14 protein-coding genes are annotated in these 15,565 nt (G+C 72.7%); 9 read left to right on the top strand and 5 right to left on the bottom strand.

The features are described 5' to 3' along the window. Positions 1-3 precede the first annotated feature (3 nt). From IF47_RS0115625 to thpR, 3 genes are read left to right on the top strand one after another with little or no spacing between them, the layout of a single operon-like run. Entirely contained in the window at positions 4-441 is a 438-nt protein-coding gene (locus IF47_RS0115625; protein WP_031509397.1) for a MarR family winged helix-turn-helix transcriptional regulator, read from the top strand. Between the two features lie 34 nt (positions 442-475). Next, positions 476-1,975 (top strand): MFS transporter, encoded by a 1,500-nt coding sequence (locus IF47_RS0115620; protein WP_078591862.1) that lies wholly within the window; start codon positions 476-478, stop codon positions 1,973-1,975. After that, positions 1,972-2,541 (top strand): RNA 2',3'-cyclic phosphodiesterase, encoded by a 570-nt coding sequence (gene thpR, locus IF47_RS0115615; RefSeq protein ID WP_031509395.1) that lies wholly within the window; start codon positions 1,972-1,974, stop codon positions 2,539-2,541. The genes IF47_RS0115620 and thpR overlap by 4 nt, the downstream gene beginning before the upstream one ends. Before the next feature lie 229 nt (positions 2,542-2,770). On the opposite strand, the gene IF47_RS0115605 is transcribed toward thpR, so the two are convergent. Beyond that, positions 2,771-3,766: an aldo/keto reductase gene (locus IF47_RS0115605; RefSeq protein ID WP_031509394.1), complete on the bottom strand. Its 996-nt coding sequence runs from the start codon at positions 3,764-3,766 to the stop codon at positions 2,771-2,773. A gap of 67 nt (positions 3,767-3,833) precedes the next feature. Beyond that, the gene (locus IF47_RS0115600; RefSeq protein ID WP_031509393.1) at positions 3,834-4,535 is read right to left on the bottom strand and encodes a GDSL-type esterase/lipase family protein; all 702 of its coding nucleotides are present in this window, start codon (positions 4,533-4,535) and stop codon (positions 3,834-3,836) included. 170 nt (positions 4,536-4,705) lie between these two features. On the opposite strand from IF47_RS0115600, the gene IF47_RS0115595 reads away from it, so the two are divergent. From IF47_RS0115595 to IF47_RS0115585, 3 genes are all read left to right on the top strand, one after another. After that, positions 4,706-5,716, top strand: a complete 1,011-nt coding sequence (locus IF47_RS0115595; RefSeq protein WP_051717747.1) for a serine hydrolase domain-containing protein — start codon at positions 4,706-4,708, stop codon at positions 5,714-5,716. Positions 5,717-5,855: 139 nt separating this feature from the next. Further along, positions 5,856-6,791 (top strand): serine hydrolase domain-containing protein, encoded by a 936-nt coding sequence (locus IF47_RS0115590; protein ID WP_051717745.1) that lies wholly within the window; start codon positions 5,856-5,858, stop codon positions 6,789-6,791. A 68-nt stretch (positions 6,792-6,859) separates the two neighbouring features. Beyond that, a complete protein-coding gene (locus tag IF47_RS0115585) occupies positions 6,860-7,903 on the top strand; it encodes an esterase-like activity of phytase family protein (protein WP_031509390.1) in 1,044 nt (347 codons plus the stop codon). 48 nt (positions 7,904-7,951) lie between these two features. Here IF47_RS0115585 and IF47_RS0115580 read toward each other — a convergent pair whose 3' ends face one another. Both IF47_RS0115580 and IF47_RS0115575 read right to left on the bottom strand, forming a co-directional pair. Continuing rightward, on the bottom strand, positions 7,952-8,530 hold the full coding sequence (locus IF47_RS0115580; protein WP_157839981.1) for a hypothetical protein: 579 nt from the start codon (positions 8,528-8,530) through the stop codon (positions 7,952-7,954). 112 nt (positions 8,531-8,642) lie between these two features. Continuing rightward, positions 8,643-9,452, bottom strand: a complete 810-nt coding sequence (locus IF47_RS0115575) for a TetR/AcrR family transcriptional regulator (protein WP_037732679.1) — start codon at positions 9,450-9,452, stop codon at positions 8,643-8,645. Between the two features lie 86 nt (positions 9,453-9,538). Here IF47_RS0115575 and IF47_RS0115570 point away from each other — a divergent pair, with 86 nt between their 5' ends. Together IF47_RS0115570 and IF47_RS0115565 are read left to right on the top strand one after the other, a co-directional pair. Continuing rightward, a complete protein-coding gene (locus IF47_RS0115570; protein WP_031509387.1) occupies positions 9,539-10,600 on the top strand; it encodes a daunorubicin resistance protein DrrA family ABC transporter ATP-binding protein in 1,062 nt (353 codons plus the stop codon). Further along, entirely contained in the window at positions 10,597-11,436 is an 840-nt protein-coding gene (locus IF47_RS0115565; RefSeq protein ID WP_031509386.1) for an ABC transporter permease, read from the top strand. Before IF47_RS0115570 ends, IF47_RS0115565 begins: the two co-directional genes overlap by 4 nt. Before the next feature lie 29 nt (positions 11,437-11,465). Here IF47_RS0115565 and serC read toward each other — a convergent pair whose 3' ends face one another. Beyond that, positions 11,466-12,584, bottom strand: coding sequence for a phosphoserine transaminase (gene serC / locus IF47_RS0115560; RefSeq protein WP_031509385.1), 1,119 nt, complete (start codon positions 12,582-12,584; stop codon positions 11,466-11,468). A gap of 85 nt (positions 12,585-12,669) precedes the next feature. Between serC and IF47_RS0115555 the strand changes: the two genes are divergently transcribed. Continuing rightward, positions 12,670-15,540, top strand: a complete 2,871-nt coding sequence (locus IF47_RS0115555) for an FAD-binding and (Fe-S)-binding domain-containing protein (RefSeq protein ID WP_051717743.1) — start codon at positions 12,670-12,672, stop codon at positions 15,538-15,540. Positions 15,541-15,565: the final 25 nt, after the last annotated feature.

The following is a 15,565-nucleotide window of genomic DNA, read 5'->3' as shown; positions in this document are numbered from 1 at the left end:
AACATGCCGGATATGTCCCGGAGCGAGGACGCCGCAGCGGTGAACGCTCTCCGCTCCGCCACGATGCGTCTCGCACGCCGCATCAAGCACCAGCGCGTCGACGAGTCGCTGAGCCCGACCGAGATGTCGGTCCTCGGCACTCTCTCTCGCTGTGGCTCGGCCACCCCCGGCGAGCTGGCGCGCAAGGAGCACGTACAGCCGCCGTCGATGACCCGCATCGTGGCGATGTTGGAGGGCAAGGGCCTCGTCCGGATGGAGCCGCACCCCGGGGACCGCCGCCAGAAGGTGGTGACCCGGACGGAGCTGGCGGATGAAGTGCTGGAGGCGAGCCGCCGCAAGCGGAACGCCTGGCTGGCGGAGCTCATCGGCCAGTTGGACGAGGAGGACTGGGCGCGACTGCGCGCCGCGGCACCCGTCCTGGAGAAGCTCGCGCACCTGTAAGTGAGGAGTCGCACCCCAAGGAGGCGAAATCGTTTTGAGTTCGGGACCCGGAGCACACTCCGCACCCGCACCTGACGAGAACACGAACCAAGGCACCACCACCGCCGAGGCCGACGAACCCAAACCCTCGACGTTCAGCTCGCTGCGCGTACGCAACTACCGGCTGTTCGCGATGGGCCAACTCGTCTCCAACACCGGTACCTGGATGCAGCGCATCGCCCAGGACTGGCTGGTGCTCAGCCTCACCGGGTCGGCGACGGCCGTCGGCATCACCACCGCGCTGCAGTTCCTGCCCATGCTGCTCTTCGGGCTGTACGGCGGCGTCATCGCCGACCGCTACTCGAAGCGCAAGCTGCTGCTGTTCACCCAGTCGGCGATGGGCCTCACCGGTCTGGCACTGGCCGCGCTCACCCTCAGCGGCCAGGTCCAGGTCTGGCACGTCTACGCGCTCGCCTTCGCCCTGGGACTGGCGACCGTCGTGGACAACCCCGCCCGGCAGAGCTTCGTCTCCGAGATGGTCGGCCCGCGCCAACTGCCCAACGCGGTCTCGCTCAACAGCGCCAACTTCCAGTCCGCCCGCCTGGTCGGCCCGGCCGTCGCCGGTGTGCTGATCACGGCCGTGGGCAGCGGCTGGGCGTTCCTGCTCAACGGGCTGTCCTTCATCGCGCCGATCATCGGCCTGCTGATGATGCGCCCCGCCGAGCTGTACCGGGTGGAGACCGCCCCGCGCGCCAAGGGACAGCTCAGGGAGGGCCTGCGCTACGTCAGGAGCAGGCCGGACCTGATCTGGCCGATCACACTCGTCGGCTTCGTCGGGACCTTCGCCTACAACTTCCCGATCTGGCTCACCGCCTTCACCGACGAGGTCTTCAACGAGGGCGCGGGTACCTACGGCCTGCTCAACACCCTGATGGCGATCGGCTCGGTGACCGGCGCGCTGCTCGCCGCCCGGCGCGGCACGAGCCGGATGCGGGTCATGGTCGGCGCCGCGCTGGTCTTCAGCGTCCTGGAGATGGCGGCGGCCCTCTCCCCGACGTTCTGGCTCTTCGCCGCCCTGATGGTGCCCATCGGCGTCATGGGCCTGACCTTCAACGTGACCGCCAACTCCACCGTCCAGCTCGCCTCCGACCCGGTGATGCGCGGCCGTGTGATGAGCCTCTACATGATGGTGTTCATGGGCGGCACCCCGCTCGGCGGTCCGCTGATGGGCTGGATCACCGACGCCTACGGCGCCCGGATCGGCTTCCTGTCGGGCGGCCTGATCTCCGCCCTGGCGGCCGGCGCGACCGGACTGGTGCTGGCCCGGGTCAGCGGACTGCGGCTGAAGGTCGACCTCCGTCGGCGTGGCCGTCGCGTCCTGACGTTCGTGCCGGTGGCGGGCGGGAAAGGGCAGGAGAGCATAACGAGCGCCGGGAAGACCCCGGCCTGCTCGTCGCCCACCGCCCCGGCCGTCGCTCCCGCGACCGCCCCGCCCACCTCCCCGTCCACCGCCTCCGGCGGGGACAGGGACCACCGCAAGGAAGTACTGGCGTGAGACTCTTCACCGCCGTCCTGCCGCCTCCGGGCGTCCTGACCGAACTGGAGGCGGCGGTGGACCGACTGAAGGGCCTGCCCGACGCGGACCGACTGCGTTGGGCCAGGCCCGAGGGATGGCACTTCACCCTCGCCTTCCTGGGCGAGGTGGACGAGGCCCTCCTCCCCGAACTGCGCGAGCGCCTGGCACGCGCCGCACACCGTCACCCCGCCTTCGGCCTCCGACTGGCCGGAGGCGGTCGTTTCGGCGACCGGGTCCTGTGGATCGGGGTGGAGGGCGACCACACGACCCTGCGCCGACTGGCGGACTCCGTCACGGCAGCGGTCCGCCGCGCCGGGGTGCCGACGGAGGACCGCCCCTACAAGCCGCACCTGACCGTCGCCCGCGCCGGCCGCACGGCCCACCGCGTCGACCTGCGCCCGTTCGTGGCGAGTCTGGACGGCTTCTCCGGCAGCGACTGGCAGGCGCGCGAGGTGGCCCTCGTCCGCAGCTTCCTGCCCTCCTCCGGGGTGCCCGGCGAGCACCCCCGGTACGAGACGCTGGAGGCCTGGTCGCTGGACGGCTGAGCGGTCCGGCTACCGTTGGGGACGTGGACCCGAAGACCCGTACCCGCATCGTGAGCGGTGCGCTCGTGCTGATGCTCGCCGTGGTGGTCCTGGCGGCCGTGTTCGGCTGACGGACCGCCGGGCCCGACACCGTCGGGACGGCGAGGGCGCCCGCCGCCGGGCGCCCTCCACTCGTCCGTTCACCGGGTCACCGGCTCACTCGGGGTCACCGGCTCACCCGCTCGCCCGCTCACCAGGCGAACGCCTCCGGGGACGGACCCGGACCGGGGAAGATCTCCTCCAGCGACGCCAGCAGCTCCTCGCTCAGCTCCAGCTCCACCGCGCGCAGCGCGGACGAGAGCTGCTCCACCGTGCGCGGGCCGGTGATCGGCCCCGTCACGCCCGGCCGGGTCAGCAGCCAGGCCAGGGCCACCTCGCCCGGCTCCAGACCGTGCTTGTCCAGCAGGTCCTCGTACGCCTGGATCTGCTCGCGGACCTTGGTGTTCGCCAGCGCGTCGGCCGAGCGTCCGGAGGACGTGCGCGCGCCGCCGCCCTCCCTCTCCTTGCGGATCGCACCGCCCAGCAGGCCGCCGTGGAGCGGCGACCAGGGGATGACCCCCAGGCCGTAGCCCCGGGCGGCCGGGATGACCTCCATCTCGGCGCGGCGCTCGGCCAGGTTGTACAGGCACTGCTCGCTGACCAGCCCCAGGCTGCTCCGGCGGGCGGCGGCCTCGTTGGCCTGGGCGATGTGCCAGCCGGCGAAGTTCGACGATCCGGCGTAGATGATCTTGCCCTGCTGCACCAGGACGTCGATGGCCTGCCAGATCTCCTCCCACGGGGTGTTCCGGTCCACGTGGTGGAACTGGTACAGGTCGATGTGGTCCGTCCGGAGCCGCTTGAGGGAGGCGTCCACGGCCCGGCGGATGTTCACCGCCGACAGCTTGTCGTGGTTGGGCCAGACCTCGCCGTCGGCGCCCATGTTGCCGTACACCTTGGTGGCCAGCACCACCTTGTCCCGGCGTCCCCCGCCCTTGGCGAACCAGGAGCCGATGATCTCCTCGGTGCGTCCCTTGTTCTCGCCCCAACCGTAGACGTTGGCGGTGTCGAAGAAGTTGACGCCCGAGTCGAGGGCGGCGTCCATGATGGCGTGGCTGTCTGCCTCGTCGGTCTGGGGGCCGAAGTTCATCGTGCCGAGAACCAGGCGACTGACCTTGAGACCCGTGCGTCCGAGCTGCGTGTACTTCATGGGTACCAGCCAACGCGGTGAAGTGCGCCCGAGGCAAGAGCATCCCGGGCGAGTCCCTGATCGGACGTCACCCCACGGTGGCCGCGGCGTACGGGCCGCCGACCCCCCACGCCTGGTGCATCGCGTCCGCGAAGGCGGCGGCGATGCGGTGTTCGCCGGACGCGGTGGGGTGGGTGCCGTCGTAGGTGTCGCGGTCGAGGTCCCAGTCGTGCGGCGGTGAGGCCAACAGCAGGGGCGAGGCGGGCGTCGACAACTCGGCCACGGCCTTGGCCAACAGTTCGTTGAAGCGCTCGCACTCGGCGGCGAAGAAGACGTCGTGCCGCGCCCGGACGTTGGGGATCACCGGCAGCACCACCGCCCGGATTCCCGGATCGGCGGAGCGGGCCTCGACGAAGAAGCGGCGGACGTTGGCCGCGGTGGCGGCCGAGTCGGTGTAGAAGCCCAGGTCGATCAGGCCGAGGAAGATCAGCAGGGTGTCGGGGCGGTGCTCCCGCACCGCCTCGGCTATCAGGGGCGCCATGTGCAGCCACCCCTCCCCCCAGCCCGCGAGGTGGCGGCGGGCGGGAGCGGGGAAGGCCGGGTCGGCGTAGTCGTGGGAGACGGGCGCGTCGGCCGCCTTGTCGTACAGCGTGTCGCGCGGGCCGACGATCCCGTACGTCTCGCCCAGGGACCCGCACGTCTGCTCCAGGTGCCGCCACATGCGGTGGCGCCAGGTGTGCTCACCGGCACTGCCGATGGTCATGGAGTCGCCGATGAAGAGGAAACGCATTCGCACATCCTCCCGGACGGCGGTTCGGGCCTGCGACGTGATGCCCGTCACCCGACAGGCCCCGGCACGTGGCCGGAATCGGTCGGTCCGGACGAGTGAAGATCAACTGTTCGACGCCCCTGGCGGTCCTTCGATGCGCGTCCCCGCGTGGCGGGACGGAGCGGCCTCGGGTGCGTCCGGACCGGTTCCGGATCGGCAGCATCACCAAGACGTTCGTCGCCACCGTTCTGCTGCGGTTGCAGGAGGAGGGGCGGTTGGATCTGGACGATTCGGTGGAGCGGTGGCTGCCCGGTCTGGTGCGGGGTCATGGGCACGACGGCCGGGAGGTCACCGTGCGGCAGCTCCTCAACCACACCAGCGGGATCTTCAACTACACCGAGGACCCGGAACTGGCCGAGAGGATGTTCGGCCTGGGCTTCTTCGAGCACCGCTACGACTCCTTCACGCCGGAGGAGTTGGTCGGCATCGCGATGGAGCACGAGCCCGTCTTCGCGCCGGGTGAGGGGTGGAGCTACTCCAACACCAACTACGTCCTGGCGGGCCTGGTGATCGAGGCGGTCACCGGGAAGCCCTACGCCGACGAGGTGGAGCGGCGCGTGATCGAGCCGTTGGGGCTGCGCTCCACGGTGGTGCCGGGCACCCGCGCGACGATGCCGCGTCCGCACGGCCGGGGCTACGGCCTGCTGCCCGAGGGCGAGGGGGTGAAGTGGGCCGATGTGACCGACGTCAACCCCTCCTGGGCCTGGGCGGCGGGCGAGATGATCTCCACCGTGGACGACCTCAACCGCTTCCTGCGGGCGCTGCTGGACGGCCGGCTGCTCTCCGAGGAGAGCATGGCGGAGATGTTCGCCGCCGTCCCCACCGGCGGGGAGGGGAGCGCCCGGTACGGGCTCGGCGTCCTCAACCTCGACCTGTCGTGCGGGGTGGGGCTGTGGGGCCACGACGGTTCCGTCCACGGCTCGCTCTCCTACGTCTTCTCCACCCGGGACGGCGACCACACGATGGCGTTCAACGCCAACGCCACCTGGGGCCCCCTCGGCTCCGTGCTGGAGGCGGAGTTCTGCGGCACGGCCCCCGGTAAGGGCGACGACTCCCGGACGCCCGAGGTGTTCGAGACGTTCGAGCTGCCGGGGGAGTCCGAGGTGCCGCGGCGGTCCCGCCCGGTACCGAACGTCCGCTGACGCCGACGCTTGTGTGACGGTGTCCCGCCGCGCTCCGGAGCAGGGCCCGGAGCACGGCGGGATGGCCGGATCCGACTCAACCGGCATGGGTGTGGTCAACGGTGCGCCGGCGTTTTCGGTCCCGACGGAGCGGCCTCGGGTGCGTCCGGACCGGTTCCGGATCGGCAGCATCACCAAGACGTTCGTCGCCACCGTTCTGCTGCGGTTGCAGGAGGAGGGGCGATTGGATCTGGACGATTCGGTGGAGCGGTGGCTGCCCGGCCTGGTGCGGGGCCATGGGCACGACGGCCGGGAGGTCACCGTCCGGCAGCTCCTCAACCACACCAGCGGGATCTACGACGTCACCTCCGATCTCGAGTTTCAGGAGAAGGTCTTCAAGTCGGGCTTCTTCGAACACCGCTACGACACCTGGACCCCCGAGCAACTCGTCGCCATCGCCATGGAGCACGAGCCCGTCTTCGCGCCGGGCACGGACTGGAGCTACTCCAACACCAACTACGTCCTGGCGGGCCTGGTGATCGAGGCGGTCACCGGCCACTCCTACGCCGACGAGGTGGAGCGGCGCGTGATCGAGCCGTTGGGGCTGCGCTCCACGGTGGTGCCGGGCACCCGCGCGACGATGCCGCCTCCGCACGGCCGGGCCTACGAACGGTTCGGCAGTGAGGGGGAGTTGGTCGACGTGACCGAGATCAACCCGTCGGTCGCCGGGGCGGCGGGCGAGATGATCTCCACCGTGGACGACCTCAACCGCTTCCTGCGGGCGCTGCTGGACGGCCGGCTGCTCTCCGAGGAGAGCATGGCCGAGCTGCTCTCCACCGTCCCCACCGGGGAGGGCGACCGGTACGGGCTGGGCATCCAGGCCCGGCCCCTGTCGTGCGGTGTGACGGTGTGGGGCCACAGCGGCGGCATCCACGGCTCGACCTCCCTCGTCGTCTCCACCCGGAACGGTTCGCGCACCATGGCGTACAACGTCAACACCTCGGCATCGACCGGCTCCGTGCCGGAGGCGGAGTTCTGCGGGAAGCCCGGGAAGTCCGAGAAGGAGTTCACCGGGCCGCGGACGGAGCGTTGGTGACCCGGTGACCGACCGCGGGTGAACGTCGCCCGCCCGGGGTGCCCCCGGTGAATGGCAGGCTGGGAGCCATGCGGAGGTTGGTGTGCGCCCTGGGCGCGGCGACGGTGATCGTGTTCGGGACGGCCGGGACGGCGGGGGCCGCCGACGGCGACGCCGGCTTCACCATCGAGGACGAGCGGATCACCGAGTCCAGCGGACTGGCCGCGAGCCGCGCGCACCCCGGCGTGTACTGGACGCACAACGACAGCGACGACGGGCCGTACGTCTACGCGGTGGACGGCCGTACCGGGCGGACGGTCGCCACGATCACCCTGAGCGGTATCGCCCCGCGCGACGTCGAGGCCGTCTCGGTCGGCCCGGACGGCCACGTGTACGTGGGCGACATCGGCGACAACTTCGGCGGTCGGTGGCCGGAGGTGTGGATCTACCGCTTCGCCGAGCCCGAGAAACTGGTCGACCGGGAAGTGCCGGTCACCCGCTTCACCGTGCGCTACGCCGACGGCCCGCGCGACGCCGAGTCGCTGGCGGTCCACCCCGACACCGGGCGGGCTTACATCGTCAGCAAGCACGAGGACGGCGGCGCGCTGTACGCCGGGCCCGAGGAGCTCTCGGAGTCCGGCGTCAACACCTTCACCCGTGTCGCCGCCGTCGACGTGTGGGCGACCGACGCCGCCTTCTCCCCGGACGGCACCCGGCTGGCGGTGCGCGGCTACTTCGGCGGGACCATGTACGCCTGGCGGGACGGGAAGCCGCACGAGCTGGGGCGGTTGACCGTGCCGATGCAGCGTCAGGGCGAGTCGCTGACCTTCACTCCGGACGGCCGCACCCTGCTGTACGGCACGGAGGGCGAGCGCGGCGCGGTCCGGGCGGTGGAGCTGTCCGGTGACCAACTCCCCGAGGGAGCGCGGCGTCAGGAGGCGTCGGAGCGTCCCCGGGACGGGAAGGGGGACGCGGCGGACGGCGGCACGGAGACGTCCGACGATCGGGCGGACGATCGGGCGGACGACGGGGCGGGAGAGGGGGAGGGGGCCACCGCCGTCCTCGTCCTGGCTCTCGCCTCGGTCGCCGTCCTCGTCCTCGCCGTGCGCCGGGCGGCCCGGCTCAGGGGGTGAGGCGGCAGGACGACGCCCCGCCGTCGAGGGGTCGCGCCGGGAGCCGTGTCACGGTGACGTCCGACCCTCGTCGTCCAGCCAGGGGCCGACCAGCGCCAGGACGTCCCGCAGCGGATCGCGCAGGGAGGTCTCGTCGGTGAGGACGGCGTGCCCCGGCGTGACGAACTCGTAGACGAACGCGTCGGCGACCTGCCGGTCGAGGAGGCGCCGCGGCAGGCTCCGGAACTCCTCGCTCTCCAGGAGGGCGCGCAGTTCGGCCAGGTCCTCCCCCGGCATCCGATCGGACCGCGCGGCTTTGCCCGAGCCGTCCAGGACCTCCACCGAACCGTCCCGTTCGACGACGACGCCCACGTACACGCCCGCGATGCCACCGGTCTTGGTCACGGCGAGCAGCGTCTTCCCGAGAGGGGCCACGGACGGGGTGGTCGTCGGGTCGGGGGAGGCGGCGGGAGACGTTTTCCGGGTCGTCGGGTCGGGGGACGGCATGCCGGTCGTCTTGCCGTCCGGGGCGGTCGCCCCTTCCGCGTCGCATCCCGCCGTCGCGGTCACCGCCAGGAGCACCGCGGCGACGACCGTCGCGCCCCGCCGGCCGAACCGTCCGAACCGGCCCATCGATTCCGCCCCCACCCGTGCCTCCCCGTGTGCCGCCCGCGTCGGACCCTCCCGGACCGTTCCGGACCGTCCGGGACGGAGCCATGGTGGTGGACGGGGGAGCGGTTGTCGACGGGGTGCGCGACGTTCAGTCGGCCTCGATGCCGTCCGTGCCGCCGCTCGCTTCCCCGCCGTTCGCCCCGCCGCCCGCGCCGGACCGGCGGGCGAGGAACGTCTCCAGTCCGTCGAGCAGCCGTTCCAGGCCGAACTCGAAGAGTCTCTCGCCGGGGACGGCGAAGGTGTCCTCGGCGAGGGCCGCGACGTGCGGGTAGGCGCCGCTGAGCATCGCCTTCTCCAGCATGGGCCCGTGCGCGGCCCAGAATTCCTCGTCGCTGATGCCGGTCTGCCGGGCGGCCTGGGCGGCGTTGACATGGGTGCGGGCGCAGCCGGCGACGTAGCCGTCGACGGCGGCGACGAACCCGATCCGCTCGTGGTCGGTGATGTCCAGGTCGGCCAGGCCGGAGAGGGCGTAGTCGAAGCCGGCCACGGCGGCGGGTCCGAGCACGGGCCGGGCCAGGTTCACCTGGAGCAGCCAGGGGTGGTCCAGGTACATCCGCCACGTGCCGAGGGCGACGTACCGCAGGACCGTGCGCCAGTTGGCTCCCTCGGGCGCGTCGGTGCCGTCCGTCATGCCGTAGGCGCGGTCGATCATCAGCTCCAGCAGTTCGGCCTTGCCCGGCACGTAGCGGTAGAGCGACATCGTGCCGACCCTCAGTTCGGCGGCGACGCGGCGCATGGACAACGCCTCGATCCCCTCGGCGTCGGCGATCCGGACGCCCGCGGCGACGATGCGCTCCAGCGTCAGGGCCGGCTTGGGGCCGCGGGTGGGGCGCTCGCGTCGCCCCCACAGGAGTTCGAGGCTGCGCCGCAGGTAGTCGCCGCTTCTTTCGGTGCTCATCGCACCCGATCCTACGGGTGGGCGAAAAAACCGGGTACACCGTACGCGCAATCGAGTACGGTGTACCCGGTTCGGAGGGAGGCACCATGACGACACCCCACGGCGCCGGAAGCGCCGAGTACGCCGTGCTGGCGGAAGGGCTGGTCAAGCGGTACGGCGACAAGCACGCCCTGGACGGCTTCGACCTCGCCGTCCGGCGGGGCACCGTGCACGGCCTGCTCGGCCCCAACGGCGCGGGCAAGACCACCGCCGTGCGCATCCTGGCCACGCTCGTCCGCCTCGACGGCGGGCGCGCCACCGTGGCCGGTCACGACGTGGTCCGCGAGCCCGGCCGGGTGCGCCGCGGGATCGGGCTGGTCGGCCAGTACGCGGCGGTCGACGAGATCCTCACCGGCCGGCAGAACCTGGAGATGTTCGGCCGACTGTTCCACCTCGGCACCCGCCGCGCCCGCCGGCGCGCCGACGAACTGCTGGAGCGCTTCGGCCTGACGGACGCCGGCGACAAGCAGCTCAAGACCTACAGCGGCGGCATGCGGCGGCGGCTCGACCTGGCCGCGGGCATGATCCTCGCACCCGACGTGCTCTTCCTGGACGAGCCCACCACCGGCCTGGACCCGCGCAGCCGCAACGAGGTGTGGGAGGCGGTGCGCTCCCTGGTCGCGGGCGGCACCACGGTGCTGCTCACCACGCAGTACCTGGACGAGGCCGACAAGCTCGCCGACCGCATCACCGTCCTCGACCGGGGCGTGCGCATCGCCGACGACACCCCGGCCGGGCTGAAGGGCTCCATCGGCGGCGACCGCGTCGAGGTCGTGCTCCGCGACGCGGCCGACATCCCCACCGCCGTCCGCGTCCTCGCCACGGTCGCGGACGGCGCCGAACCCCACACCGACCCCGAGGAGCGCCGGGTGCACGCGCCGGTCACCGACCGGGTGGCCGCGCTCACCGAGGTGGCCCGGACCCTCCAGGACGAGGGCGTCGGGGTGGAGGACATCGGGCTGCGCCGCCCCACCCTGGACGAGGTCTTCCTGCACCTGACCGGCCACCGCGCGGACCGGGACGGGACGGAGGGCGCGACCGGGGGGAACGAGAGGAACGGGCGGACCGGAGAACACGAGAAGACGGAGAAGAAGGAGACCGCAGCGTGAGCGCCGCACCCGACACCACCCCCGCCCCCGTCCTCCCCGACGGGGACGGACGGCGCCTGTACTGGGCGGTCGCGGACTGCTGGACGATCGTCCGCCGCGACCTCCTCCACCTCGTCAAGCAGCCGTCCATCGTCGCCTGGCAGCTCGGCTTCCCGATCGTCTCGGTGCTGCTGTTCGTCTACGTCTTCGGCAGCGCCATGGACGTGGGCACGGCGGACTACGAGGCGTACGCGCTGCCCGGCATGTTCACCATGACGATGGCCTTCGGCTTCATGAACACCGCCATGGCCGTCGTCATCGACAAGGACCGCGGGGTCACCGACCGGTTCCGGTCCATGCCGATGTCCCCCTCCGCGGTGGTCACCGGCCGCGGCGTCTCCGACGTGCTCCACGCCGCGCTGGACCTGGTGGTGCTGGTCCTGATCGCCCTGGCCGTCGGCTGGCGCTCGGACGGCGGGGTGCTCGCGACCCTCTGGGCCTTCGTGCTGCTGCTCCTGCTGCGCTCCGCGCTGATCTGGGTCGGGGTGTTCCTCGGGCTGCTCGTCCCCAACCAGGAGGCGGCGGGGAACCTGTTCGCCGTGGCCTTCCCCTTCGGGATGATCTCCAGCGTCTTCACGCCGCCCTCGATGATGCCGGACTGGCTGGGCGCCATCGCGATGTGGAACCCGGTCTCCTCCACCGCCGACGCGATCCGGGAGCTGTTCGGCAACCCGGTGGCGAGCGGCGGGAGTTGGATCGAGGAGAACGCGGCGCTGATGGCGGTGGTCTGGCCGCTGGTCATCACGGCCGTCTTCCTGCCCCTGGCGGTGCGCCGCTTCCAGCGGCTGTCGCGCTGAGCCGGCGGCGGTCACGCGCGGTGGTGTGCTCAGAGCCGCTCGACGACGTAGTCCACGCACGCCGTCAGCGCCTCGACGTCCGCCGGCTCGACGGCCGGGAACATCGCGACCCGGAGCTGGTTGCGGCCCAGCTTGCGGTACGGCTCGGTGTCCACGATGCCGTTGGCGCGCAGCGTCTTGGCGATCGCGGCGGCGTCCACGCCGTCGGCGAAGTCGATCGTGCCGACGACCTGCGAGCGCTTCTCGGGGTCGGTCACGAAGGGGGTGGCGAACTCGGACTTCTCCGCCCAGCCGTACAGCCGCGAGGAGGAGTCGGCGGTGCGGGCGGCGGCCCACTCCAGACCGCCCTGGCCGTTGATCCACTCCAACTGGTCGGCCAGGAGGAAGAGCGTGGCCAGGGCCGGGGTGTTGTACGTCTGGTTCTTGCGGGAGTTGTCGATCGCGGTCGGCAGGTCGAAGAACGCCGGGATGTGCCGGTCGCTCGCGGCGATCCGCTCGGCCCGCTCCAGCGCGGCCGGGGAGAACACGCCGATCCACAGGCCGCCGTCCGCGGCGAACGACTTCTGCGGGGCGAAGTAGTAGACGTCCGTCTCGGCGATGTCCACCGGCAGGCCGCCCGCGCCCGAGGTGGCGTCCACCACGACCAGGGCGCCCTCGTCGGCGCCCGCGACCCGCCTGAGCGGCATGGCGACACCGGTGGAGGTCTCGTTGTGGGTGAGGGCGTACACGTCCACCCCGGCCTCGGCGTTCGGCAGCGGGTGCGTGCCGGGGTCGGAGGAGATCACGGACGGCTCGGCCAGCCACGGCGCGAGCTTGGCGGCCTTGGCGAACTTCGAGGAGAACTCGCCGAAGGACAGGTGCTGGGACTTGGACTCGATCAGGCCGTGGGTGGCGATGTCCCAGAAGGCGGTGGAACCACCGTTGCCCAGGACCACCTCGTAGCCCTCCGGGAGACCGAAGAGGTCCTTCACGCCCTCGCGCACCCGGCCGACCAGGTTCTTCACCGGAGCCTGGCGGTGTGAGGTGCCCATCAGGGACGTACCGGTGGCGGCCAGGGCGCTCAGCGCCTCGGGGCGCACCTTGGACGGGCCCGAACCGAATCGTCCGTCGGCGGGCTTGATGTCTGCGGGAATCTGGAGATCGGCCACGGAAACGAGAGTAGACCGTCGCCGCCGCCCGTTCCGGCCGGCGTCCACCCCGCGAGACACGCCGGCGAAGGGGCAGGCTGGTGCCATGGGTGACATGACGGAGGAGACGGTGGGGAAGGCGGTCGGGGCGGCCGAGGCGCGCGAGGTGGCGCGGGCGCTGCGGGCCGTCGTGCGCGGAGACGTCGCCGACGACCCCGCGAGCCGTGCCCTGATGACGATGGACGCCTCCAACTACCGGCGGGTTCCGCCGGCCGTCGTCGCGCCGCGCGACGCGGACGACGTGGCGGCGGCGCTGGCGGTGTGCCGGGAGGCGGGGGTGCCGGTGGTGCCGCGCGGCGGGGGCACCTCGATCGCCGGGCAGGCGACGGGCACGGGGGTGGTGCTGGACTTCACCCGCCACATGGCCGCGATCGAGTCGATCGACCCCACCACCCGTACGGCCGTCGTCCAGCCGGGGGTGGTCCTGGACGACCTGTGCCGGGCGGCCGGCGTCCACGGGCTGACGTTCGGCCCCGACCCCTCCACCCACAGCCGCTGCACGCTCGGCGGGATGATCGGCAACAACTCCTGCGGTTCCCACTCGGTGGCCTGGGGCACCACCGCCGACAACGTCCTCGCCTTGGACGTGCTCACTTACGGCGGGGAGCGCGCCCGGCTCGCGCCCGGTGGGGACGGCGTGCCCGAGCGGCTGCGCGCCGGGGCGCGGGCGCTGGTGGCGGGGGAGCTCGCCCGGCTGCGCACCGGCTTCCCCGAACTGCCGCGCCGCATCTCCGGCTACGCCCTGGACGCGCTGCTGCCGGAGCGCGGGGAGGACTGGGCGCGGGCCTTCACCGGCAGCGAGGGCACGCTCGGGGTGGTCACGTCCGCCACCGTGAGGCTGGTCGAGCGGCCCGGCGCGCGGGTGCTGGCGGTGCTCGGCTACGCGGACGAGAGCGCCGCCGCCGACGCCGCCGCCACCCTCCTGCCCCACCACCCGCTGACCGTGGAGGGCATGGCGAGCGACCTGGTCCCCGAGGCCGAGCGCGCCGCGCTGCCCCGAGGCGAGGCGTGGCTGTTCGTCGAGGTCGGCGGCGCGAATCGGGCCGAGGCGCGGGGAGCCGCCGAACGGCTGTGCCGGGCGGCGGCCGGCGACGCCACGGGCCACGTCCTGGTCACCGACCCCGACGGGGTGCGCGCCCTGTGGCGGGTGCGCGAGGACGCCGCCGGCACCGCCACCCGCCTGCCCGACGGCAGCGAGGCGTGGCCGGGCTGGGAGGACTGTGCCGTGCCGCCCGTCAACCTCGGCGCCTACCTGCGGGACTTCCGCGCCCTGCTGACCGAGCACGGGCTGCGCGGACTGCCCTACGGCCACTTCGGCGACGGCTGTGTCCACGTCCGTATCGACTTCGACCTGATCCACGAGGAGGGCATCGCCCGCTTCCGCCGCTTCTCCACCGACCTCGCCGACCTGGTGGTGGCGCACGGCGGATCGCTGTCGGGCGAGCACGGCGACGGGCAGGCGCGCGCCGAGCTGCTGCCGAGGATGTACGGGCCCGAGCTGGTGGGGCTGTTCGCCCGCTTCAAGGACCTGTGGGACCCCACAGGCGGCCTCAACCCCGGCATGCTCGTCCGCCCCCACCGCCTGGACGAGAATCTGCGCTTCGCGCCGCTGCCCCGCGAGCCGCTCCCCGTCGTCTTCGGCTACCCCGACGACGGCGGGGACTTCTCGGCGGCGGTGCGGCGGTGCGTGGGCGTCGCCAAGTGCCGCAACCCGTCGGGGAGCGCGGGCGTGATGTGCCCCTCGTACCGGGCGACGGGGGAGGAGATGCACTCCACCCGCGGCCGGGCGCGGCTGCTCCACGAGATGCTGGCGGGCGAGGTGGTCACCGACGGGTGGCGCTCGAAGGAGGTGCTCCAGGCGCTGGACCTGTGCCTGTCCTGCAAGGGGTGCCGCCGGGACTGCCCGGTCGGGGTGGACATGGCCACCTACAAGGCCGAGTTCCTCCACCACCACTACGCGGGCCGCCGCCGGCCGGCGGCCCACTACTCGATGGGCCTGCTGCCGCTGTGGCTGCGCGTGGTGGCCGCCACCCGCACCGCCCCGCTGGTCAACGCCCTGGCCCGCACCCCGCTCGCGGCCCTGGGCAAGCGACTGGGCGGCATCGCGCCGGAGCGGGACGTCCCGCCGCTGCCGCGCACTCCGTTCGTCCGCTGGTGGCGTCGGCACCGACGGGGACGGGCGGGCGCGGGCCGGCGGCGCGTCGTGCTGTGGCCGGACACCTTCACCAACCACCTCTCGCCCGAGGCGGGCACCGCCGCCGTCCGCGTCCTGGAGGCCGCCGGACTGGAGGTCGTCCTCCCGCCGGGCGCGGGCCGGGTCTGCTGCGGCCTGACCTGGATCTCCACCGGGCAGCTCGACGGCGCCCGCCGCGTGCTGCGCCGCACCCTGGACCGGCTGGAGCCGGTCCTGGACGCGGGCCTGCCGGTGGTCGTCCTGGAGCCGCCGTGCGCGGCGGCGCTGCGCACCGACGCGGTCGAGCTGCTGCCGGACGACCCGCGCGCGAGGCGACTGGCGGCGTCCGTCCGCACCTTCGCGCAGGTGTTGGAGGAGTGCGCCCCCGACTGGACCCCGCCGCGTGTCGACCGTCCGGTGGCCGGCCAGACCCACTGCCACCAGCACGCCGTCCTGGGCGACGCGGCGGAACGGCGACTGCGGGAGAAGACCGGGCTGACGGGCGGGTTGAGCGACGGGTGCTGCGGGCTGGCGGGCAACTTCGGCTTCGAGAAGGGGCACTACGAGGTCTCCGTCGCCTGCGCCGAGGAGAAGCTGCTGCCCTCGGTCCGCGCCGCCGCCCCCGGAACCGTGCTGCTGGCCGACGGCTACTCCTGCCGCACCCAGCTCGCCCAGCTCGGCGGCGTGCGCGCCCGTCACCTGGCGGAGGTCCTGGCGGAGGCGTTGGAGGACGCCGCCGAGTGAGGGCGGTCGAGGAGACGAGTGGTGC

It is taken from the genome of Streptomyces megasporus (assembly GCF_000718985.1).
GTDB classification, from domain to species: Bacteria; Actinomycetota; Actinomycetes; order Streptomycetales; family Streptomycetaceae; genus Streptomyces; species Streptomyces megasporus.
This window is presented reverse-complemented; position numbering and strand designations above follow the sequence as displayed.